The organism is Rhizobium aureum (genome assembly GCF_030182495.1).
In the GTDB taxonomy this organism is placed as follows: domain Bacteria; phylum Pseudomonadota; class Alphaproteobacteria; order Rhizobiales; family Rhizobiaceae; genus Rhizobium; species Rhizobium tropici_C.
This window is the reverse complement of sequence record NZ_JAQJCI010000002.1, coordinates 86,641-110,002: the sequence shown is the minus strand read 5'-3', so window position 1 is coordinate 110,002 and position 23,362 is coordinate 86,641. Positions and strand designations below refer to the sequence as shown.

The 23,362-nt window shown below is 60.0% G+C and carries 20 protein-coding genes; 6 read left to right on the top strand and 14 right to left on the bottom strand.

The features are described 5' to 3' along the window. Nucleotides 1–115: 115 nt before the first annotated feature. The 11 genes from PH552_RS06355 to hppD all read right to left on the bottom strand — a co-directional run bounded on the left by PH552_RS06355 (nt 116) and on the right by hppD (nt 12,948). The gene (locus tag PH552_RS06355) at nt 116–1,336 is read right to left on the bottom strand and encodes a patatin-like phospholipase family protein (protein WP_183761252.1); all 1,221 of its coding nucleotides are present in this window, start codon (nt 1,334–1,336) and stop codon (nt 116–118) included. A gap of 304 nt (nt 1,337–1,640) precedes the next feature. Beyond that, nucleotides 1,641–3,152 (bottom strand): hypothetical protein, encoded by a 1,512-nt coding sequence (locus tag PH552_RS06350; RefSeq protein WP_112344501.1) that lies wholly within the window; start codon nt 3,150–3,152, stop codon nt 1,641–1,643. Beyond that, nucleotides 3,139–4,155 (bottom strand): nucleoid-associated protein, encoded by a 1,017-nt coding sequence (locus PH552_RS06345; RefSeq protein WP_183761257.1) that lies wholly within the window; start codon nt 4,153–4,155, stop codon nt 3,139–3,141. The genes PH552_RS06350 and PH552_RS06345 overlap by 14 nt, the downstream gene beginning before the upstream one ends. Nucleotides 4,156–4,260: 105 nt before the next feature. Then, nucleotides 4,261–5,541 carry an ABC transporter permease gene (locus PH552_RS06340; RefSeq protein ID WP_112344499.1) on the bottom strand — a complete coding sequence of 427 codons (1,281 nt, stop codon included), beginning with the start codon at nt 5,539–5,541 and terminating at the stop codon, nt 4,261–4,263. Continuing rightward, nucleotides 5,538–6,224, bottom strand: coding sequence for an ABC transporter ATP-binding protein (locus PH552_RS06335; RefSeq protein ID WP_112344498.1), 687 nt, complete (start codon nt 6,222–6,224; stop codon nt 5,538–5,540). Before PH552_RS06335 ends, PH552_RS06340 begins: the two co-directional genes overlap by 4 nt. Before the next feature lie 4 nt (nt 6,225–6,228). Continuing rightward, nucleotides 6,229–6,693, bottom strand: coding sequence for a hypothetical protein (locus PH552_RS06330; protein WP_112344497.1), 465 nt, complete (start codon nt 6,691–6,693; stop codon nt 6,229–6,231). Between the two features lie 73 nt (nt 6,694–6,766). Next, the gene (locus PH552_RS06325) at nt 6,767–8,521 is read right to left on the bottom strand and encodes an alkaline phosphatase (protein WP_112344496.1); all 1,755 of its coding nucleotides are present in this window, start codon (nt 8,519–8,521) and stop codon (nt 6,767–6,769) included. A 201-nt stretch (nt 8,522–8,722) separates the two neighbouring features. Next, nucleotides 8,723–9,355 (bottom strand): maleylacetoacetate isomerase, encoded by a 633-nt coding sequence (maiA, locus tag PH552_RS06320; RefSeq protein ID WP_112344495.1) that lies wholly within the window; start codon nt 9,353–9,355, stop codon nt 8,723–8,725. After that, nucleotides 9,355–10,377, bottom strand: a complete 1,023-nt coding sequence (locus PH552_RS06315; protein ID WP_112344494.1) for a fumarylacetoacetate hydrolase family protein — start codon at nt 10,375–10,377, stop codon at nt 9,355–9,357. The genes maiA and PH552_RS06315 overlap by 1 nt, the downstream gene beginning before the upstream one ends. A 37-nt stretch (nt 10,378–10,414) precedes the next feature. Then, on the bottom strand, nt 10,415–11,776 hold the full coding sequence (gene hmgA, locus PH552_RS06310; RefSeq protein WP_112344493.1) for a homogentisate 1,2-dioxygenase: 1,362 nt from the start codon (nt 11,774–11,776) through the stop codon (nt 10,415–10,417). 62 nt (nt 11,777–11,838) lie between these two features. Next, nucleotides 11,839–12,948, bottom strand: coding sequence for a 4-hydroxyphenylpyruvate dioxygenase (gene hppD / locus PH552_RS06305; RefSeq protein WP_112344492.1), 1,110 nt, complete (start codon nt 12,946–12,948; stop codon nt 11,839–11,841). A gap of 129 nt (nt 12,949–13,077) precedes the next feature. Here hppD and PH552_RS06300 point away from each other — a divergent pair, with 129 nt between their 5' ends. The 4 genes from PH552_RS06300 to PH552_RS06285 all read left to right on the top strand — a co-directional run bounded on the left by PH552_RS06300 (nt 13,078) and on the right by PH552_RS06285 (nt 16,949). Then, entirely contained in the window at nt 13,078–13,578 is a 501-nt protein-coding gene (locus tag PH552_RS06300) for an Lrp/AsnC family transcriptional regulator (protein WP_112344491.1), read from the top strand. Nucleotides 13,579–13,767: 189 nt separating this feature from the next. Then, on the top strand, nt 13,768–14,484 hold the full coding sequence (locus PH552_RS06295; RefSeq protein WP_112344490.1) for a class I SAM-dependent methyltransferase: 717 nt from the start codon (nt 13,768–13,770) through the stop codon (nt 14,482–14,484). A gap of 250 nt (nt 14,485–14,734) precedes the next feature. Further along, on the top strand, nt 14,735–15,451 hold the full coding sequence (locus tag PH552_RS06290; RefSeq protein WP_112344489.1) for a hypothetical protein: 717 nt from the start codon (nt 14,735–14,737) through the stop codon (nt 15,449–15,451). Between the two features lie 154 nt (nt 15,452–15,605). After that, entirely contained in the window at nt 15,606–16,949 is a 1,344-nt protein-coding gene (locus tag PH552_RS06285; RefSeq protein ID WP_112344488.1) for a flagellar hook protein FlgE, read from the top strand. 101 nt (nt 16,950–17,050) lie between these two features. On the opposite strand, the gene PH552_RS06280 is transcribed toward PH552_RS06285, so the two are convergent. Together PH552_RS06280 and PH552_RS06275 are read right to left on the bottom strand one after the other, a co-directional pair. Next, the gene (locus PH552_RS06280) at nt 17,051–18,043 is read right to left on the bottom strand and encodes an alpha/beta fold hydrolase (RefSeq protein ID WP_112344487.1); all 993 of its coding nucleotides are present in this window, start codon (nt 18,041–18,043) and stop codon (nt 17,051–17,053) included. 238 nt (nt 18,044–18,281) lie between these two features. After that, complete coding sequence (locus tag PH552_RS06275) at nt 18,282–19,208, bottom strand: alpha/beta fold hydrolase (RefSeq protein ID WP_245430454.1); 927 nt, start codon at nt 19,206–19,208, stop codon at nt 18,282–18,284. Nucleotides 19,209–19,558: 350 nt separating this feature from the next. Between PH552_RS06275 and PH552_RS06270 the strand changes: the two genes are divergently transcribed. Next, a complete protein-coding gene (locus PH552_RS06270; protein WP_112344485.1) occupies nt 19,559–20,050 on the top strand; it encodes a DUF305 domain-containing protein in 492 nt (163 codons plus the stop codon). 247 nt (nt 20,051–20,297) lie between these two features. On the opposite strand, the gene PH552_RS06265 is transcribed toward PH552_RS06270, so the two are convergent. Further along, a complete protein-coding gene (locus PH552_RS06265; protein ID WP_112344484.1) occupies nt 20,298–21,194 on the bottom strand; it encodes a GGDEF domain-containing protein in 897 nt (298 codons plus the stop codon). A gap of 306 nt (nt 21,195–21,500) precedes the next feature. Between PH552_RS06265 and PH552_RS06260 the strand changes: the two genes are divergently transcribed. Next, on the top strand, nt 21,501–23,354 hold the full coding sequence (locus tag PH552_RS06260; RefSeq protein WP_112345171.1) for an ABC transporter ATP-binding protein: 1,854 nt from the start codon (nt 21,501–21,503) through the stop codon (nt 23,352–23,354). Nucleotides 23,355–23,362: the final 8 nt, after the last annotated feature.

Below are 23,362 nucleotides of genomic sequence, written 5' to 3'. Positions count from 1 at the left end.
TATCTGGCACGCAAAGTGAAGCGGTCAAGTGCGACCAGCAATTTTCCGCTTTAAGCTGCAGCCGATCGATGCAAGACCTGCACTGTAACGATGGTGAGCGCGATGCCGATCATGATCATGCCAACGGTCTTTTCGGGAAGGGCCAGGCCGGAGCGACCTGTCGCATCGGCCCATGATAGTTTGCGCGAACGCTTCGATCGCAGATCGCATATCCCCAATTCACCAGCTTTTCCGATACCTCGTCGCCGAGATTGCTGAGCCGGGTCGGTGCGCCAGAAAGGACCGCGACCTCCTTCGGTGAACATGGCAGCGCCGCTTCGGGCGCAAGTTTCGACGGGTCCGTATCGATTCCCCAATAGGCGCCGAAACGGCCGTATCCCTGTGCGGCGACCAGCGATGCCTCGTCGCTCAGCGGCGCGGCCGCCTTGAAGCGGCCGATGAGATCACGACGACGCAATGCCCTCACCTGGTTGTCGGTGACATCCAGAATCCGGCGAAGCTGGCTGACCCAATTGCGGCAAAGGCCGGAATTTCGGGCAAAGGGCGCACCGCCATCGCTGACAAAAAGAGTTGCGAAGCGCTTTACCAGCGGTTCGACCCCGTGATTGTCGTAGACGCCTCCGTCGGTGAGAATGACGGTCCTGCGAAAATCGCGGATCGCCGGGATCGGCTTGGACGGCGCCGTCGGCCAATCCTGAAAACTGCCGTCCGCGAACTTGAGCACCAGCGGTGACAGAATGGGCGGAAAGGCCGAAGAGGCGGCCACAGCCTGCGCCAACGGAAAATCCGGCCGGTCGAGCCGCCCGACGATGTAGTCGCCGGCATAGGCCTTGCCAAAGCGCCAGAGTACGCCGGTCTGCAAATTCGTCGCACAGAATATGAACTGCGGCTGGTCGGGCAGATCCTGAAGGCTGCGGCCCTGGAACAGATGCTTGTCGTAGGATTTCGCCACTTGCCGCGCGGCGGACGTTCCGGGCAGGAGCCCGATCACTGCATCCATGATGTCGATCCTTGCCCGGGCAAAAGCAAGCATCGGACTGACGAAGACATCGTTCATATTGGCAAAATCAGCCTTGACGAGATCGGGCCAAACGCTGGCGAGCCAGCCGGTGGTGATCGAACCGCCGGAAACGCTGGAGATGCGCTTTGCCCGCTGCAGAAGCCCAAGCTCTGCCAGGCGGAGGAAGGCACCGACGTGAAAGAGCATGGCCCGAAATCCGCCGCCGGACGCGGCAATGCCGATACCCGCCTCGAAACCGTTGCCGTCCCAACGGAAATCGGAGGCCGCTATGACCTCGCTTTCCGTGGATAGAGGTATCGCATCGATCTCACTCATGACCATGCCTCATTGTCGGCACCGGAAATCTCCAAGCCGGTCCTTTGCCGCCTGCGAACCCGTCGCACAGAACCGCTGATCTTCGATCATGACGAGATTGTCGCCATTGCCCGCTTCGCCGCTGGGCGACAGGTTGCGATCTCCCAAGTCGTTCGGCATGACGCGCGACCAATATCTTGACTGGCGCCATTCGCTCCTCCCCTGGCTGCCGTCTTGATCCATCGCTACCTGAAATTGGATCCACGATATTCTTTCCACAATCAAGCGCAATGGCCATTTTCAGCATTAGAGAAACTATAAAGCGTCAAGGTGGCTTGGTTGCCGGCGTGCCAGGAACCGGGGCCGCCTTCTGGAGAGCGGCGGGCTCGGGCCTATTGCTGGCCGCAGGCCCCGGCAGCGGTGATCCGGATGCCGGAGATTGCGACGGCCCCTGCCTGCCGACAGTCCCGCTATTGGCCGGCGGAACTTTCGCGGTTGCCGCGGTGTAGAACTGGTAACCGGCAAAGATGATGAGGATAGCGACCAGTGTGCCATAGACGTTACGAACCGTCTTCCGGACGCGATCATAGTCGGACACGCTGTTGCGGATCGGCGTTTCGCTGAACTCCTCGATCTCGGCCGCGCTCAGTACTTGATTCAATCGCAAGGCCCATATGGCGCGGGCACGGTCCTGGCCGGAAAAATAACCGGCATTGATGAAGGTCTGAACGCGAAAAGACAGGATCAGAAACGCCGCCGCGCCGATGGCGAACAGCCCTGCGATCCATGTATTGGGCGTCTTTGCGGCATCGGAGAGGATCTTGATCACGAAGGGCGTGGTGGCGACAGCCAGATCCTTCCACAAGGCGCCCGTCATATCCTGGGCTCGCTGGGTCGCCTTTTGCGCCTCGTCCACGACCGTCTTGCGCAAATCGGCAAGAGCCTTCAGCGTCTCCTTGCTGCCGGCCTTGACATAGGCGGCATAGGCGGCCTTCGCGGATTCAAGGCTGCCGTCTCCGAATTCCGCGAGGTTTCCCTGGCGATAGCTGCGCGCCCATTCCGCCGCCAGCAGGACGTGACGGGTCTCCGTGTCGCGCTCGCCGCCGGCAAATGCCCAAAACACACCTTCGTTGAGGCGGTCGAATATGGCGAGCAGTTCGAGAAGCGAGAGGCCGACCTTGCGGCTCGGCGGGCCGGAGAACTGATAGATCACATTCGGCGCGGCGCCATAGACCTGATCGGAAAGTGCCGCCATCAACCTGGGAGCCGCCAGTGAGCGCCAAGCCTCGAATGTCTGCGACGATTGCGCCGGATGATGCTGCAGCAGCCATGGCCGTATGTCTGCCGGCACAAGCCCCGCATTGCTGGCGTCATGGCTTATGCTTCGAGGATTGGGAAGTTCCGGCATCCGCTCGAACGGGGCGGGAGGTTGCTGCGTCCAAGGCTGGAATCTGGCGCCATAGGATGTGAATGCCTGATCCGCGGTCAGTTCGGCAACGCAGACAACCAGGCTGCTATCCAGGGCTCTTGACAGGCCTATCAGAGATTTTCCGTAGAAGAGCCGAAGAACGGCCTTCTGCGAGACCTTGTTGAGCGTAATGGCAAAAACCGTGCTCGGTGCCGGCACGTCACCGTCGTCAAGGGCGATGTCGGTGCCGTCACGCCGGATCGTGACGGATTCGAGAAAGGCTGGAATACTGGCGCGCAGGGCCAGCCATTCCGTTCTAAGAGCTGCGTCATCAAGCTTCGCTCTGACGATGATCAGTTCCGCATGTTCTTCGACTGGCTTCGTCGGCTGCGTTCGTGCGATAAGATCGAGGATCTCAGTTGGGGTCATCGGTCTCAATCGCCAGCTTGTCGTGGATGATGATCATGCCGTCTTCGGTCTTTTCGATCAGAGCGCGGAATTCGTTTGGCACGCGGATCTCGATGCCATTTTCGGTCTTGAAATAGAGTGTCTTCGGTCCCTTCACCTGATCGGGAACGAGCGCCATCGGCACTCCGGAGATCCGCTCTGTGGCGAGGCCGCGATTGAACTTGCTCAGCAGAGGGCTATCGTCCGCGAGCTTGTGCCCGATGACTGTCTCGAGAAAGGCGCGATGGTCGTCGCTGTCGATTTCGCCGCCTCCGGAGGCGGCATCGTAGGTCCGCTTGGTGAGTTCGCGCACCACTTCGCCGTCCACCAGGTCAGGATTGTCACCGATCACCTTGCGCGTGACATCGACCAATTTCTTCGTCAATTCGGCATTGCTCAATGTCTGTCGCGCACCCAGAAACGCCTCGAAATATTGTGCGACCTTCTGCTGGTTACGCCTGTCCAGCACGGTCAGCTCACCGCCCTTTTCGGACAGTTTGATAAGGGCTGCCTTTTGCAGCGCCGCCTTGTTCTGGACGAAGGTTCTCTGAAGCGCTTCGAGGCTGACCTTCTTCCGGCCGCCGCCGTCATCCTTCAGGTCGTAGGCGATGACTGTTTCGTCATCATATTTCAGAAGCGCGAACGATCGCGTTGCCTTCGCCTTCAGAGCAAACAACAGGATCGCCCCCTCGGCGGCGGTTCCGCCATGATGGGCTTGGAAATCCTCGGCCAGCTTTTCGCTTTCCTCCTGGAAAACGCTCGCATTCGAGGCGATGCGGCTGAGACGCTCACGCGTCGAAGACGCATCGGAAAAAGCATAGGGCAAGCCGCCATTCACCGACCGGATGCGATCGACGAAGAAGCTTTCGAATTCCCCGGGATCGACTTCCTCCAGCTTGATCAGACCGCTTTTGGGTCCGACAAGGTGGAAGATCATCCTTTCGATCTTGAGTTCGCTCAATTCGCTATCATCGAAAAATGCCAAGTGCCCCTCCCAAAGTGCCAGTGAACACTCAGAACAAGATAGCGTTGAAATGACACAAGGCGATATTCAAGCCTGGATGATGCCGCTGCAGCCTACAAACCGTTGTTACGCTCGCAGTGCTGCAGCCGGGCTGGAGCGCATGGCGCTGAAGGCGGGCACGATGGAGATGAGCGCCGCAACGGCTGCAAAACCGCCGACAAGCCACAGATCGTCGGGAGCAAAGCCGACCGGCAGATGGACGGCGGTCGAAGCGGCAAGTCTGGCGGAGATCACCAATGCTGCGATGTAGCCGAGCGTTATGCCAAGCAGGATACCGGCGGCAAAGAGGGCGAAGAGCTCGCCCCAGACGAGCGCGACGATCGAGCGGACAGGGGTGCCGAGCGCCCGCAAGGCGCCGATCTGCCGGCGCCGCGAACCGACATGCATGATGGTGACCATCACGATCGCGGCAATCACGATCGCCTGCGTGCCAAGCGTGATCGCCAAGAGCAGACTGCGGGCATCGCCGAGCGTTGCATAGAGCTTCGTCAGCACCTCCGCCGGGAAGACACCGAGCGTCGTTCCGGTACGGTATTCCTGCCGCAGCCGGTAGGCATCGGCAATCGTCTTCGGCTTGACGAGAACGGCCGGAACGCCGGGTGTCTGCGCGTCGAAATGTTCATCCAGCGGCGCATCGGCATCGACATGGCCATGCTCGTGTTCATGGCTTTCAGCATGCTCGCGCGGCTCCCCGCCATGCGCATCCGCTTCCTCACCATCATGATCGTGATGGTCTTCCTCGCCATGCATGCCGTGCAATTGCCAGACGGCGCGGATCGGCACGAGGATCGCGCGGTCCCAGGCCGTGCCCGTCGGCGCCATGCGGCCGGTGACTTTATAGGCAATCGCGGTATGGGTTTCGCCGCCGGTCTCGGCCGTGCCATGCATCGGCTTGATCTCGGCACCTGTGGACAAGGCGACATCGGAACCAACCACCGCCTCGCCGAGGCGCGAGAACATCGCGCCCTGTGCAAGCGATGGCGAAAGGGAGGATATAAGGCCGGTCGTCGTGCCGACGATCGGATGTCCATAGGCGGAGTCGCCGAAGCCGACGGGGGCCGCCAGTTCGACACGTGGATCACTGGCTAGGCGGGAAAGGACGGCGCCCTCCATCAGCGGCAGCGGCGCCGGCTGCAGGAAGACGGCCGAAAGTGCCAGCTGCGTCTCACTGCCGGCAGCACCGACAAGCAGATCAAATTTCTCCGCGGCGCGCGCGCTGCCGAGCCGGACGGCCCGCTCCTGCAGCGTCACCGTTACGCTCAAGGCGACCGACAAAGCAATCAGCACCACGACGGCCAACGCCCCACTCCAGAAACGCCTGAGGTCGGCAAGAATGAAAGCGATCATTGCGCGGCGACCTCCTGGCTGTCTTCCTCGATACGGCCGCTTGCCAGGTTGATGCGGCGGCCGAGACGCGCGGCAAGCGCCGCATCATGCGTTACCACGATAAGTGTCGTCCCCTCTTCGGCTGAAAGCTGCATCAGAAGCTCCGCAACCTCCTTGCCCGCCTGCCGGTCGAGGCTGGCGGTCGGCTCGTCGGCGACGACGACACCGGGGCGCGAGAGCAGCGCACGGGCAACGGCAACACGCTGCATCTCGCCGCGCGACAAGGTTTCGATCTTCTGCTGCGGGCGGGCGATGCCTGTCGCAGACAGGAGTTTCAGCGCACGCTCCCGCTCCCCAGGCGTGAGACGCCGCGCCAGCTTGACCGGAAGCACGACGTTGTCGAAGGCGGACAGGCCGGGAAACAGATGGAAGTCCTGCATGACAAGGCCGATATTGCGCGCGCGAAACGCATCGCGCCGGCCGGAGGAAAGATGGGTAATCTCGGTGCCGCTCCAGGAAATGCTGCCGCGCGTGACTTTCTCCAGACCGGTAATGGCGTTGACAAAGGTGCTTTTGCCGGAGCCGGAGGCACCGGTGATCGCGAGCCTGCCGCCTGCCGGCAGATGGAAGCGCTCAATGGCGAGTACCGGCGCAGCCAGGCCCGGAAACTGCATTTCGAGACTGGAGACATCAAGGGCAAGCATGGGATCAGATCGTCCTGAACGAGGCGTCCCGGAGACGCAATTGGCTGATGAAACCTGTTTCCGGATCCGTCCATGAGCCGAATTCCAGCACGCCGCGCGCCATGATCGGCGCATTGTACTGCACGAATGTCTGCTTGGACGAGAGATAGACCACCACGATATTGTCAGGCCAATCGGCATCGGAAGAGCAGAACGGGCAAAGCGACATCGGAATTTCGGTAAGGACGAAAAAGGCTGCCTCCGCCTTCAGGGGCGGCGCCATGAAGCCGTTGATGGCGACATCCTTGCCGCTCAGCTGCTTCACCCTGTCGGAAAATTCGAGACCGAGTGGACCGAAGCTCTTGTAAAGCTGATCAAAGCCGAGCTTTTCCGCAGCGTTCGCGCGCATGGCAACGCCCATCATCGGCAGTGTGGCGGCGGCGGCGAGCAACGCCCGGCGGTTGATGACAATGGTCTGGTTCCGAGGCATGAGAACCCTCATGAAAAATGAAGGGACAGGCGACCAGAAGCCGCCTGTCCCAGCTCACGGATATGAACAGGTTTTACATCTTTTCGGAGCCAAGAGCGAAAGCATCGACCAGCACATGGTAGACGTCGCTTTGTTCCATATAGCCATGGAAACCTTCGGCACCCGGACCAGCCGCCTGCAGCACGACGTCGTCGACGGCGTGAACGCCGCTATCTTCGTCCTTCGGGAGATTGCCCTGTACGAAGACGGCACCGGGCACGTCCTTATAGGCTTCGTTGGCAACATATTCCTTCTTCTCGTTTTGAACAGCCGGAACGAAAGGACCGTCGAGCTTCGGACGGAAGGTCTCGTAGTGGTCCGGGCCGTTGTTGGCTGCCATGAACAGGCGACGCGTAACGTCGACGCGGTCCGGATAGCCGTCGCCATCCTTATCTTCATAGTTCGGGAAGCCGGCGGCCGCATAGGTACCGACCTTCTCGCGCATTTCCGTGCCCGGCTTGTCATCGTCGACCGTACCGATGATCGAAACGCCATGGGTGTGATCGCCGGTGACGACAACAAGCGTATCCGGATTCCTGGCCTGGAATTCGCGGGCAACGGCGACGGCCTTGTCGAACTCGATCGTTTCGATCAGAGCGCGATCCCAGTCCAGCGGATGGCTCATCTTGTCGATGGAGGCACCCTCGACCATCAGGAAGAAGCCTTCCGGATTTTTGGAAAGCTTGTCGAGCGCGACCTTGGTCATGTCGACCAGGCCGGGCTGGTTCGGGAACTTGTCGACCGTGCCCTTCTTGAGGAATTCGCGGTCGAGCGTGACGTCGAGGTTACCGGTGTGGAACAGGCCGAGCAGCTTGTCCTGGTTGAAGCCGGCAGCCGTCGCCAGTTCGTTCTTGTCGGTGGCAACGGCGTAGCCGGCATCCTTGAAGAGCGCGACATAGTCCTTGTCGTCCTTGCGTTTGGAGCCCGGCACGCTTTTCGCCAGGAAATAGGCCGAGCCGCCGCCGAGCAGGACATCCGGCTTGACGTCATACATCATGCCGACGATGTCGGCCTTGTCGCCGCGCTTACGGGTATGGGAGACGAGCGCCGCCGGCGTCGCGTCTTCGACTTCGGCCGTAGTGACGATGCCGAGCGACTTCTTGCCGGTGCGGCGCAGGGCTTCACCCATGGTTTCGACCTTGGGGTCGTCCAGGCTTGCCGGCGTACGGTCGGCATAGACGCCGAGCGCGTTCACGGCCGACTTGTGGCCGGTCATATAGGCCGACATCGTATTGGCGCTGTCGGTCGCAATCGCCGAGGTCGAGGACGTGCCGATGAAAGCAACTGGCGGAACGTCATCCATGGCAAGACGGCCATTGGCCTTGCCTTCGGTCATGCCCTTGGACATGATGCGGGCACCGGTGCGATGTGCAACGGAAAGGCCGTCACCGAGCAGGAAGATGATGTTCTTGGCCTTCGGCGTGGCGGAGGTGCCGTAGACATCCCAATTGACGGACTTCTTCTCGTCGCCGGCCGATACTTCGACCTTGTACTGGCCGGTCTTTGCAAGCTTGACGCCACGCAGGATCAGGGCCGATCCGAGAACTTTGTCCTCGGCACCCTTTTCTTCCGCGACAAAATCGGCGGCCTTGCCGAAGACGGTCTCATAGCTTTCGCCGTTGACCGTCACCTTGACGTCTTCCGGCTTGACGACCTTGCTGAATTCCACCTTGAAATCGAATGGCGAGCCGGCGAGTACCGTCGCCCGGTCCAACGGATAGACCGTCGCCGCGTGAGCCGCACCGGACAATACGGTCGCGGCCATCATGGAGAGAACAAGTTTACGCATTTATACCCCCTGCGTCGTGGTTGCTTCCCTCTTCCCACTTATAAAAACCAGATGACAATCATGTAAAAAGGAGTCGACTTTCTGCAACTGGAAATTCCGAAGCGCAAATCGCTAAGGAAGGCTGATTGTATGCGCCGCATCTAAAAGACCCGCCGAATAGCCTGAATGCCAAGACTATCACCGCGAAGCGCACATGATCCACTACGGCCTTGCACGATCGGGATGCGCCGCCTGAAAGGCCGGCAAATTCGTGCACCTGGCATCGATTTCGACGATGCGCTTGAGATCGGTCAGGTCCACGCCCCAGCGGCGGGCGTTGTAGACCTGCGGCACAAGGCAGATATCCGCCATGGTCGGCGTGTCGCCAAAACTGAAGCTACCTTCAAATTTGCTCAACATCATCTCGAGCTTGCGAAGGCCACCGGCAATGAAATGCCTCATCCATTCCTCGCGGGCATCGGCTCTATCCGTGATGGCCATGACATGGGCGGCAACATGCGTGTTGCAGATCGGATGGATATCCATGGCGATCGCATAGGCAAGCGCCCGCACGTGCTGGCGGCTCGCGCTGTCAGACGGCATCAAGCCGCTCTCAGGCCGAAGTTCGGCCAGATATTCGATGATCGCAAGCGACTGCGTCAGAATTTCTCCGTCGATCGTGAGCGTCGGCACGAATCCTTGCGGATTGAGTGCCAGGTAATCGACGCTATTCTGTTCGCCTTCCAGCAGATCGATGGGCACACGCTTGTAACCGATGCCGAGCATGTTGAGCGCAATGCGAACGCGATAGCTGGCGGACGAGCGCCAGTAATCGTAAAGCACGACGTCGCTCATCACGGTTCTGCCCCCAGGTATTTTTCGACGGTCTGCTCGATCGCCCCGAAGATCGAGTGCCCGGTACGATCCTGCATCTCGATGCGAACCTGATCGCCGAACCGCAGGAACTGCGTCTTCGGCGCTCCGGTTTCGATCGTCTCGATCATGCGAAGCTCGGCAATGCAGGAGTAGCCATTGCCGCCATTCTCGATCGGCTTGCCCGGCCCGCCATCGAGTTTGTTGGACACCGTTCCCGAACCGATGATCGTGCCGGCGACAAGGCTGCGGGTCTTGGCCGCGTGAGCGATCAGCTCGCCGAAGTCGAAGGTCATGTCGATGCCGGCATTTGCCTTGCCGAAAGGCTTGCCGTTCACGGCGACCAGCAGCGGCAGATGCAGCTTGCCGCCGTCCCATGCCTCCCCAAGCTCATCCGGCGTGACGGCGACCGGCGAAAATGCCGATGCCGGTTTGGACTGGAAGAACCCGAAACCCTTTGCCAGCTCCTGCGGGATCAGGCCGCGCAGCGACACGTCGTTGACGAGCATCACCAGCCGGATGGCTTGCAGCGCCGTCTCCGGACTGGCGCCCATGCGAACGTCGTCGACGACGACGGCAACCTCGCCCTCCATATCGACGCCATAGGCTTCATCGGCCGCAAGGATCGGATCGCGCGGCGCCAGAAAGCCGTCTGAGCCGCCTTGATACATCAGCGGATCGACCCAGAAGCTTGCCGGCATTTCGGCGCCCCGCGCCTTTCGCACCAGTTCCACATGGTTGACGTAGGCCGAGCCGTCGGCCCATTGATAGGCGCGCGGCAACGGCGAGGCGGCATCATGTTCGTGAAACCGCATGGTCGGTTGCGCACCCGTCTCGATACCCTCCGCGATCAGGGCGAGCCTGGGTGCTACATGCTCCCAATCATCGAGAGCCGCCTGCAGGCTGCGGGCAATGTGACCGACTTCGGAACAACGGGTGAGATCACGCGAGACGACGACAAGTCTGCCGTCCCTGGTGGAGTCCTTCAAAGTCGCAAGCTTCATATCGTGGCTCCGATGTCAGAAAATATGCGGCCGGTCATCACTTGATGCCGGGTGTTCCGTCGAACCGGCGCTCTAGGCCATCCCAGCACTCCAGGTAATCATCCTGCAGCGTCTCGAGCTCGGCGGCGTATTTCGTCAGTTGCTGCGGGAAACGGGTTTCGAACATGAAGGCCATGGTGTGATCCAGTTTCACGGGTTTCAGCTCGGAATTCGACGCCTTTTCGAAGCCGGAGGCATCCGGCCCATGCGGCAGCATCATATTGTGCAGGCTGATACCTCCGGGCACGAAGCCCTTTTCCTTCGCATCATACTGGCCGTGGATGAGACCCATGAATTCACTCATGATATTGCGATGATACCAGGGTGGGCGGAACGTATGTTCGGCAACCAGCCAGCGCGGCGGGAAGATGACGAAATCGACGTTTGCGGTACCGGCACTTTCGGTCGGTGCGGTCAGCACCGTGAAGATCGACGGATCGGGATGATCGAACAGGATGGCGCCGACGGGGGAGAACGTCCGCAGATCGTATTTGTAGGGGATGTAGTTGCCATGCCAGGCAACCACATCGAGGGGCGAATGACCGATCTCCGTGACATAGAACTTGCCGCACCATTTGACATGCACGCGGCAAGGGGTTTCCTTGTCTTCGAAGGCGGCAGCGGGCGTCTTGAAATCTCGCGGATTGGCGAGGCAGTTGGCACCGATCGGCCCGCGCTCCGGCAGCGTGAATTTCGCGCCGTAATTCTCGCAGATATAGCCGCGCCAGACCTGTTCGTCGCCCTTGCGCGTCACCTTGAACATCATCCCGCGCGGGATGACGCATATTTCCAGGGGCTCGATATCCATGATGCCCATCTCGGTAAATACCCTGATGGCGCCGACCTGGGGAACGACCAGCAGCTCGCCATCGGCATCGAAGAAGTAATCGTCGACCATATCCTCGTTGAAGACATAGGCGTGGGCGGCCATGCCGGTCTGGGTCAGGACATCGCCACCGGTGGTGATCGTGCGGATTCCTTCGAGAAAATTCAGCCGCTCGGTCGGCGCCGGAAGCGGATCCCAGCGAAGCTGGCCAAGCGGAAGCGAATGATCATCCAGACAGGGCGCTGATTTCCAGAACGGATAGGAGGCGTTGGAAAAGCGGCGAGTGTGGCGCACGCTCGGACGGATGCGATAGAGCCACGACCGTTCGTTCGTTCCGCGCGGCGCCGTGAAGGGCGAGCCCGAAAGCTGCTCGGCATAAAGACCGTAATTGCACTTCTGCGGGCTGTTCTGTCCCTGCGGCAGAGCACCGGGAAGTGCCTCCGTTTCGAAGTCATTGCCGAAGCCCGGCATATATTGCAGCGCTTCCGCTGCCGTCGCCTGATGGTCGGAAGCCTGGGATATCGTCTGGTCCATCGCTCCACTCCTCCCGAGAGCTGAAGGCGGCCTCACGCTTTGTCGGAGGCCGCCCGAAAGAATTACTCGGCGGCCGTGCCGATGACGCCGCGTTTGATCTGATCGGCTTCGATCGACTCGAACAGCGCGCGGAAGTTGCCTTCGCCGAAACCTTCGTCACCCTTGCGCTGGATGAACTCGAAGAAGATCGGCCCGATGACGGTCTTGGAGAAGATCTGCAGCAGGATCTTCGTCACGCCGCCATTCACCACGCCTTCGCCGTCGATGAGGATACCATGTTTCTTCATGCGCTCGATCGGTTCTTCGTGACCGTTCACGCGCGCATAGGACATATCGTAATAGGTTTCCGGCGGGCCGGGCATGAAACGCAGGCCGTTGTCGGCAAGCGTGTCGGTCGCCCGATAGATATCATCCGTTCCGACCGCGATGTGCTGGATGCCCTCGCCCTTGTATTTCTTCAGGAACTCCTCGATCTGGCTGGTATCGTCCTTCGATTCATTCAGCGGAATGCGGATCTTGCCGCAGGGCGAGGTGATGGCCCGGCTCACCAGACCGGTGATGCGCCCGTCGATATCGAAGAAGTGGATCTGCTTGAAATTGAACAGATCGCGGTAGAAGTCCCACCATTTGTCCATGTTGCCGCGGAAGACGTTGTGGGTCAGATGGTCGAGGTAATAAAAGCCGACGCCTTCGGGATTCGGATCGCGCTCGCCGAGCCAATCGAATTCGGCATCGTAGGCCGATCCCTTCTTGCCGTAGGTCTCGACGAAATAGAGCAGCGAGCCGCCGATGCCGACGATTGCGGGAACATCGAGCGCCTTGTCATTCCCCTCATAGGGAACAGCACCCTTGGAGACGGCATGGTCGAAAGCGTGCCTGGCGTCGACAACGCGCCACGCCATGGACGGCGCCGCCGGGCCATGATCGGCGATGAAGCGGGCGGCGTGGCTGCCGGGCTCAGCATTCAGGATGTAGTTGATGTCACCCTGGCGCCAGACGGTGATATCCTTTGTCTTGTGCCTGGCGACCGCGACATAGCCCATGCGCGTGAAGAGCTCGCGCAGTTTCTCCGGCTCGGGGTGAGCGAATTCGACGAATTCGAAGCCGTCAGTGCCGGCCGGATTGTCGGCGCTGATTTCGGACGGCGGCGCATCATGCGGAAAAGGACCCATTTTCTCCTCCTCAGAGACAGTACTTTGACTATGCAAAGTATGGCCCAAAGCGCGCGCAAAGTGCTTGCATTCTCAGTGCGGAATGAAAATATTATACACGATCCGTGAGTATTTTGAAAGCTTTGCGCAATGGATGAGCCCCTCGACAAATTGGACCTCCGCCTTCTCGACGAACTGCAGAAAGACGGTAGATTGACGAACAACGAGCTCGGCGAACGCATCGCACTTTCGCCCTCGCAGTGCTCGCGACGGCGCACGAGATTGGAGGCGGAAGGCTATATTCGCAGCTATCACGCCAACCTCGATCGCCAGAAGCTGGGCCTGGACATGCTGGTGGTGATTTCGGTGACGCTTGCCACGCATAACCGGGACAATGCCCGCCGGTTTTCGCAGCTGATCAACGGGCTGCCGGAAGTGCTGGAAGCCTACGCGCTGACAGGGGAAATGGACTATCACCTGAAGGTCGCGACCCGCGGGCTTGCCGGCCTTTCCCGGTTCGTCAACGACGTGCTCTTGCCGCACGAGTCGGTGCAGCATGTGAAGACCTCCATCGTTCTCGATACGCTCAAGACCTTTGAGGGATTTCCGGTGCCGCTCTCGCAGAACTGGCACGGCGACGGCACGCGATGACGATGAAACCTGTCGTCCTGCCCAAAACGCCAACGGCGCCGTTCGGGCGCTCGTGCATAAAGGCGTCTGTGCATAAAGCTGTGACTAGCGTGGGCTATCAAGAACTGAGGACGAGTGAAGGAATTGCTTTCAGGGTATGCTCTCTTCCAATCATACGAAAGAATACATCCTTAGCGAGGATAAGCTTGCATGGTATATGTGGACGTAAAGGCGCAACATCTCGAAGGTTTTTCCGAAACTCTGCTGAGATGCAACCATCTATATCGTCCAAGCAACGACTCCATTGCCTTGCTCAATGCTGTCAAAAGCAGGCAACAGATCGAGATATTTGACTATAGCCGCTCCGCCGATGCATTCACCCGCGCTTTCGGAATACGAAACTCTCTGAAATGCCTGCGGGCACTCGCCAATCTCGGACCGGCGATACGCGGATATGAAAGGGTATGCGATCTCGGCTGCGGCTCCGGTGCCTTCAGCCTTGCCTTTGCCTATCTCGCCGATAATCCCAACCTCGAGCTTCACGGCTTGGATGCCTCGGAAACCCAGCTTCTGCTTGGCGAGGAGCTCATGTCGGCGGCGGCGCTGCCGGGGCGCTATCGGTTCGAGCGACGAAACCTGCCGGCGCAGATCGGCTATCTTCCCGATCTGACGATCTCCTCCTATTGGTTCTGTGAGAACGAGCATGTGATCACCAATCCGGCACTATTTGACCTCATGGTGGGGCGGGAGATGCTGATCGTTGATTATGAAAAGATTATCGATCGCATTGCGAGCTCCCTTCCAAGAGGATTTCACGTGCTGGCGCGACACAGCGCCCTTGTCGAAATCCCCGCCGCGCTGACCGATTTCGTCGCGCAGGAATGGGCAAGCGTCTACAGCATTCACATCAGCCGTAACGCGGATTAGACGAGCCGGGTCTATTCCGAGCCTCGGCGCGATCGGATCGCAAGCATACCGCAATGCGCCGATACCGGCGGATTGCCTGGCTTGAGACCGACGCCGCATGCTTCCGCAATCATATTGTCAGGTCTTGCGCATTGTCAGGCCTTGCCAATCGCAATGCTCCTGCCATCTATGCCTCGGCGAAGCTGTAACGCGCGCGCTCCGATTGTTGGAATTTGTTAGTCTCATTGTTGGTTTCAAGGATTTTCCTCTCATGTCTTTCCGATCCTCGTCATTGCTTCGCATCCTTGCCCTTGGCGGCTCAGCCGCCATCGCGTTCGGCATACAGACCGCGGCGGCGCAGGAGATGTCCAGCCCGGCTCGATGGCCGGATACGCCGACCTCGCGCCTGGAAGCATTGGCAATCCTTGAGACCTTGAATGCCGATCTCCTCAGCAATGCCAGCGCTACGCTGACGCTCGATCGCTGGTGCGCCGCTCACAAGCTCGCACCGGAGGGTTCCAAGATCGTCGCTCAGCGGGTGCTCGGACAGGACAAGCCAGCCGATGCTCCCATCCGGGAACTGCTTGCCGTCGGTCCCGATGAACCCATCGCCTACCGGCGCGTGCGCCTGGCCTGCGGTGACCGCATCCTGTCCGAGGCAGACAACTGGTATGTGCCGTCGAGACTGACGGCCGAGATGAACAAGGCGCTCAACACGAGCGATATCGCCTTCGGCCGTGCCGTTCAGGCGCTCCATTTCACCCGTACGAACCTGTCCGCGAAATTGCTTTGGTCTCCGCTGCCGGAGGGATGGGAGACGGGTGCCGAGCTGCCGGCCTCCGGAACAGCGCCTCTTGTCCCGCCGCCATTCCTGCTCGAACATCACGCCGTGCTGAAGCTGCCGAACGGGACGCCGTTCAGCGCCCTTGTCGAAAGCTATACCAGCCGCGTATTCGATTTTCCGGCTCCGCATCTGCCTTCGCAATAGGCTTCCTCCGGTCCATTGCCGGAAAAGGACGCCATGCATAGCGCGCCACCGATAGCGCGGAGAGGTTGTTTCAACCGCGCGGCACAGGCAAAAAGCCAGTTTCACACAAGTCATTCTGGTTATCGTACCGGCATCAGCAACGTGCGAGGAACCAATGAGCATCTTTGGTAGCATGAAAACGTCCGTTTCAGGCATGAATGCGCAGGCGAATAAGCTTAGCACCGTGTCGGACAACATCGCGAACGTCAACACGACGGCCTACAAGTCGGCAACGGCCAGCTTTTCGTCGTTGATCCTGCCTTCGGGCGGCGGCAACTACAATTCCGGTAGCGTCGAGACGAATGTCAGCTATTCGGTTTCGCAGCAGGGCGACGCCATTTCGACCTCTTCGGGCACCGACCTGTCGATCCGGGGCGCCGGCTTCTTTGTCGTGCAGGGCGCCGATGGCTCGACGGTTCTGACGCGCGCAGGCGACTTTAAGCCGGATGCCAATGGCAATCTCGTCAATTCCGCCGGCTACACCCTGATGGGTTATTCCTACGCTTCGGGAGCCCCCGCCGTCGTCGTCAACGGTTTCGACGGTCTGGTGCCGATCAACGTCAATCAGAACGGTCTTGCGAACTCCCCCTCAACCTCGGGCAGCTTTACCGGTAACCTCAATTCGGGTGCTACGGTTGTTACGGCCAGCGCGACCGTGGCCTTGCCGAGCACCGGCTACACGGGGACTGGTGGTACCGGCAGTACGCCGCCCGTTACCACCAATACCCAGAAGAGCTCGGTCGTTGCCTATGACAAGCTCGGCAACACCGTCATGTATGATATCTATTATACCAAGACGGCGGATGCCAAGCCTGCCGATCCCACCACCACCCCGCCAACTCCGGCGACGTCAGGGACATGGGAAGTCGCCGTCTACCGCAATGCCGACGCGGCGACGGGTACCGGTTCATCCTTCCCCTACTCATCTGGCCCCGTTGCGACCAGCACGCTGACGTTCGATACAAGCGGAAATATGACATCCGGCGGCACCTTCACCATCACCGATCCAAAGACCGCCGGGTCGATCGCGATGGATCTGAGCAAGATGACCCAGAAAGCCGCGGCCTTCGCCTCCACCGGCTCGACCAACGGACAGGCGGCAGCCGCGGTCACGGGCGTCACCATCGATAAGAACGGCGTCGTCTACGCGAATTACGCAAAAGGCGATCCGAAGGCGATCTATCAGATCCCACTGGCAACCGTTGCAAGCCCCGACAAGCTGACCCTCATGAGCGGCAACGTCTATCAGGCCAATGCCGAATCCGGCGTTACCGTCACGAGCTTCGCCAACAGCAACGGCCTCGGCTACATCCAGTCGAACTCGCTGGAAGCCTCGAACGTCGACCTGGCGGGCCAGCTCACCGACATGATCCAGGCGCAAAAGAGCTATACCGCCAACTCCAAGGTCTTCCAGACGGGCTCCGACCTGCTGGATGTCCTGGTCAATCTCCAGCGCTGATCTTTTCGCTTATCCAGTTATGAGGGCCCTTCGGGGCCCTTTTGTTTTGGGTTCCACGCAGCAAGCCGACGGCTCCTTTTCGGATGCCGGCCCGAGCAGTCCTATTTCGCTCGGCGACCGATTTGCTCGAAGAAAGCGATCAGTTGCTGGGTGAGGAATTCCGGATTCTCGTCGGGCAGCCAATGGCCGGTGTCTGGCGCGACGCCGCCATGCACGTCGGTGCCGAGCTCCTTCGCCATGGAAAGTTCCGTCAAACCGTTGCTCTTGTCGCCAGCAAGCGCCAGGATCGGCATCGGCAGTTTCCGTTTCTCGAATTCGGCGAAACGGCGTTCGTCTTCGGGAAAGGCGCGGTAGAGCTCGAAGCCGGCACGGAGCCCTCCGGGAGCGGCATAGGCCTTGGCGTAAACAGCAATGTCCTCGTCGGCGACCTGCCTGTAGGCACGCTTCAGATAAAAATCCCGGATGAATGCGTATTCATGGCCGGCAACCACCATTTCTGCGATGTCGCGCTGCTGGAAGAGCCCGAAATGCCAAAGCTCCGGGTCGGGCTTGTGCTTCGCTTCATTCCAGGCGGCGGTGGCCGGAATAGGCACGTCGAGCATCGTGATGCTGGCAACCTCGTCCGGCCACTGCGCCGCGTATGCATAGGCGACCATAACGCCGATATCGCGCCCGACCAGATGGACTTTCGTTGCGCCGAGCCCGTCGATCAGAGCGCGAATATCGGCGGCCATAGTCGCCTTATCATAACCGGCGAGCGGTTTTTCGGATTCACCCGCACCACGATAGTCCACAGCGACAACGCGGTAGCCGGCCTTTGCCAGCGACGGCATGATGTTCCGCCATGTATACCAGGTCTGCGGCCAGCCATGCAGCAGTACCACGAGCGGACCATTTGCTGCGCCGCCCATGACATAGTGAAGCCGAACGCCGTTCGCATCGGCATAGTGATGCGAGAACTGCGTTTCGAAGCCCTGCGGCAAACCCACGTGCCGCGTCGTTTCGACAGAGATCGCGGGCTGCTGCTCTTGTGCGAAGGCGGGGACGAAGAGTGCCGCAAGGATAATGGCAGTAGCTGCCAAGGAGGAACGCATCGCATAAGCTCCTGTCGTTTGGCGCCGTCGGGCGCCGCGATCAATATCGTCATGCAAGCCGTCAAACGAATGTGTTGCCGCTTGGCGATCGAGACTCGCCTGAGTTAAATCCCACCGCAGATGGCTCGACGGGGGAGCCTCGCACCGCATGCCAGACCACCTGTCATTACCGCTCTCCTCCTGTCCGCAGGAGAGTTACTCGATGTTTTTATCGCCGACGAGGGCGCCACTACCCACGCTAGAAACCCGGCTCAGATCCCCCAGTTTCGACCTGCTTTAGATGGGAGATGATCGCAGCGGCCACCTTGGCAGGTGCCTCTCGGGTAGGAAAATGCCCCACTCCATTTAGGACGACACGATGGTAGCCGCCGCCGAAGTAGCGGTCCTTGCCTTCGGAGCTTTCCATCAGCACCGTTCCGTCGGCTTCACCCTGGATCATCAGCGTCGGGACGCTCAGTCTCTCCACCTCGGCGATCCGCTTGCGCAGATCGTCGTAGCGCGGATCGCGCGGTTCATCGCGCCAGCGGCTGCGGTAGCTATTCAGGGTGATGGCGAGCCAATCGGGATTGTCGAAGCTTCCTGCCGTCGCTTCGAACTCGGCCTCGTCGAACCATCCCGGCGGGCTCCAGGTCTCCCATTGAAGGCGGGCGAAGCCCTTGGGATCGCGGGCGACCGCCTCGGCGCCTCGATCGACGGCCATGAACCACTGATACCACCAGGCTCGGGATTGCCGGAAAGGCGGTATCGGAAAGGCGCCCTTGGGCGAATAGGGTAGCGACAGCGCGACGAGCGCTTGCAGGCGGTCCGGGACGAGCGCGGCCAATGCGTAGCCGATGCGGGCGCCCCAGTCGTGACCGGCTACAGCGAAGCGATCTGCCCCGAGACGGTCCATCAGATCGAGAGCGTCCTGAGCCATGGCCTCGGCGCTGCCGTCACGAATTGTCTCTGCGATGCGGAAGCAGGTCGGGCCGAAACCCCTGAGCCAGGGTGCAACAGTCCTAAATCCGGCGGCGTTCAGATGCTTCGCTACCCCCGCCCAGCTCAGTGGATCGTCGGGCCAGCCGTGCAGCAGCAAGATCACCGGCCCGCCTTGAGGCCCGCTTTCCCCGAAACCAATTTCGAGGAGATCGGTGGCCACCATACGAATGGGAGGATCTGTCGGCATCGGTCAATCCCGTGCTTGCTTCGAGATGGCGGCACGGCGCCAGATCTCGTAGCCGATGCAGAGATGCTGTGTTTGAATCTTTGGCATGCGTCAGAACTTCACCGCATGCCGAATTGTTCCCGGGCACCAGCCGAGCGTGGCGCGGCCACCGATCACATCACTCGCGCAATTGGGGTGACGTCAGGGCTGGCAGGCTACCAGGTGGTGCCCTGCTTCTGCAATTCGGCGATATCAGGAACCAAACAGGCCAAACAATGTTAAGGCGGGATACGCTCCCAAAAAGATTGGCACCGCCGACCCCGAAAACTCGCTACATCCCGGCCGTGCCCGAGATCCGAAGGAAGGCCACAATGCGCGATCACGACCATGCGGGACATGTCGGGATGAACAGGCATCCCTATGCCATGTTCGCCGTCAATATGCTTCTCAGCCTGATCGTCATGTATTTCGTCATGTTCTCGATGATCGACGGCTGGAACGATTTCCGGAACAATTTCAACATGCTCTACATGGCGCTGACAATGGTGGCTCCAATGGGCATCATCATGCTCGCGACTATGGGAAGCATGTACAAGAACAAGAGGCTGAACATCGGAATTCACGTCCTACTCGTGATCCTGTTCGTAGCCGCCTTCGCCGGCACTCGCACCCAGGCCCTTATAGGCGATCGCCAGTTCATCGCCTCCATGGTACCGCATCATTCCGGTGCGATCCTCATGTGCAGGGAGGCATCTCTCGAAGATTCGGAACTTGTCAGGCTCTGTTCCGAAATCTCGCAAGGCCAGCGCCGGGAAATCGAGCAGATGAATGCCATTGAAGCTCGCCTTGGCGATCACGAATAGCTGGCTTCACCATATGGGCCGGTCACCCCATGATGGAAACCAAGATGAGCCGGTCGCTCCAAGTTGTTGCCTTACCGGGACGCTCGCTGAGGAGCGAGGCCGGAAGATTAGCAATGCCGACAGAAGCCTCGGCTTTTAACATAGTCGCACATGCCCATCCTTCAAAGCGGTTCAGCTTCTGCACAGCACGCAAAAACAGCCCCGGTCATCTGGTCGAAGGCAATGTGGCCGGCGTGTGCCCAAGGTTTCAGGCCGCGCGAACGCGATCGCGGCCGCTGAGCTTGGCCGAATAGAGAGCCTGGTCGGCGCGACGGTACAGATCCGGCGCGCTCTCTGTTTCAAAGCAGGCAGCAATGCCGGCCGAACAGGTGTAGCCGAAATCAGGAGAGTCGATAAGCGGCCGGGAAAACCGGATCGTCGTCAACATCCGCTCTATGCACTCGATTGCATCCTGCAACTCCGTCCCCGGCATGACGAGCGCGAACTCCTCGCCTCCGACCCGCCCGAAACAATCGGTGCGTCGCACATGCTGGTGAAGCCGATGAGCAAAATCCCGCAAAACAAGATCTCCGGCGTGATGACCGAGCCTATCGTTGATCGATTTGAAATTGTCGATATCGAACAAGGCAAGGCATCCGATGCTACCATTCCGCGCACCAATCAGCATGTCGTCTATGCGCGCCATGACGAAACGGCGGTTGGCGATGCCTGTCAGCTCGTCGGTTTGTGAAGCCTTGATCGCTTGGTCGCGATCTTGGCGGACACTCCGGCTTTCGGCGCGCAATGTCGTGATGTCGCTTGCAACGCACAGCATCCAGCCATTCTTCTGCACGGTCTCGGTCATCCAAAGCCAGCGGCCGTCGGCCAAATCGGTCTCGAAAGCTCGATAGCCGATCTTGCCGCGCCGCGACTGCGTCGACCGTAGCCACCCATCGAAATCGGCCGTACGAATGACCGTGCCGCGCCCGAGTTCGAAGTTGCGCCGCATCAGATCCGGCCAAAGCGGCGCCTCACCGGGATCGATGAAATAGGCCGAGCGGAAGGCATGGTTCGCGTAGCGCAGCCGGTCCTCAGCATCATAGGCTGCGATGAGTGTCGAGCTGGTAGCACAAAGGTGCAGAAGCTGTTCGCCCATTTCGTCCATATCGAATCCCGCTGATTGCGCTCTACAATACCTATTGCGGAATTCCCTCGAGGAAAGGGGTACAGCGATATCGGTTTCGGGTGATGGCGAACTTATCCAGCCACTCCTGCGAGAGCTTGAGGTGTCGAACCGGGGTGGAGCGAACTGAGAGCCTCAGGGGCTACGGCATGCAAGCCGGTCGCCAACGATAACAGATCGGCGCGATTTTGGGATTTCTAGTTGAGATTGCAGCTGGATGGTGATCCTATGCCGCCCCGCATATCTGACTTCTTTCTCGCCTTCCTGATTCCATCACGCGAGCGGCGCATGTCTATTTCAGATACGATCTACCGTCCCTTCGAAAGGCTGATCCAGCCGCTCGACATCCCCTATCGGCCCCTGCCGTCGAAAGGGCCTATTGCCGTTCTCTGGCATTTCATCTCGATGTTCCGCGGCGTGCTGATCGCGCTCGTCCTCTGCACCATGGCGATTGAAGTCATGAGCTTGACCATCGTTTGGGGCTTGTCCGTCATTGTTGATGGCGTCACGCAGCAGGGTGCTGCCGCTTTCCTGCAGAACGACCGGATGCTGCTGACCTTCCTCGGTCTAATGCTTTTTCCTTGCATCCCGATCGGCTCTTTCCTCGTCAATACGCTGACCTCGCATACGCTTGGCATCGGCATGCCGGCCGCCATTCAATGGCAGGGCCATAGGGCGGTGGAGCGGCAGGACCTCGCCTTCTTCCACGATCTCTATGCCGGCCAGGTCGCCTCGCGCCTGCAGCAGGTAGCGTCAGCCGTGCAGCAACAGGTCATTTCGGCCTTCCAATCCATCCCGCGCTTTATCATGCAGATGGCCGGCTCCGTCATCCTTCTGGGCGCGCTCTCCTGGCAGCTCGCCCTTCCGTCCATCGTTTGGATCACGCTCAACGTGCTTCTCGCCGTCAGGCTGGCGCCCGTCTTCACCGAGCGCTCACGCCGCTCGGCCAAGCGTCGCAGCCTGATATCCGGCGCCATCACCGATCTCTATGCCAATATGCAAATGGTCAAGCAATTTGCCGCGGAAGACAGCGAGGCCGGTGCGATCAGAGGCATAATCGGCAAGGCGATCGAAGCTCAGCAGAGCGAACAACGCATCTACCGTACCGCTGAGGTCATCGTCGTCGTTCTCAACATGATGCACTGGCTGGCAATCCTGTCGATCGGCTTTACCGGGCTCGTGGATGGCTTCGTCACAATCGGCGAATTCACCGCCGCCGTTTATGTTCTCAACCGCTTCTCCGGACACACATTCACGTTCCTGCAGATGGGCCAGCAGATCTTCCAGGCGATCGGTACCATCAAGGACGCGATGCCGGTCATGACGACGCCTCCGACCATCATCGACCAGCCCGACGCGGCGGAGCTGGTGGTCGATCGGGGCGAGATCCGCTTTGAAAACGTCCGTTTCGCCTACAAGTCCGGCAAACCTGTTATCAACGATCTGTCGCTGACGGTTCGGCCGGGCGAGAAGGTCGGACTGGTCGGTCTATCGGGTGCCGGCAAGACGACGCTCGCCAACCTGCTCCTGCGCTTCTACGATATCAAGGACGGCGCGATCCGGATCGACGGGCAGGATATCCGGGCGGTGACGCAGGCAAGCCTTCGCCGCGCGATCGGAGTCATAGCCCAGGATGTCGCGCTGCTGCATCGTTCCGTCGGTGACAATATCCGCTACGGCCGGCCGGAGGCGGCGCAGGAAGAGGTCGAAAGGGTGACGAAGTTGGCGAGCGCCGATGGCTTCATCGCCGATCTTGCCGATAGCGAAGGCCGCAAGGGCTTCGATGCTTTCGTCGGCGACCGCGGCATCAAGCTATCAGGCGGTCAACGCCAGCGCGTCGCAATCGCGCGCGTCCTGTTGAAGGATGCACCGATCCTGGTGCTGGACGAAGCGACCTCGGCTCTCGATAGCGAATCCGAGGCCGCCATACAGGAAAAGCTCGCCCTGGTAATGGAGGGAAAAACCGTCATCGCCATTGCGCATCGCCTTTCGACCATCGCTAGGATGGACCGGATCGTCGTGCTCGATGGCGGGAGGATTGTGGAAGAAGGCAAACCGGAGGAATTGGTGCAGCAGGATGGCCTGTTTGCGCGGCTATGGAAACAACAGATCGGCGGCTTCATCGCCGACGAAGTCAATTAGCCGGACAG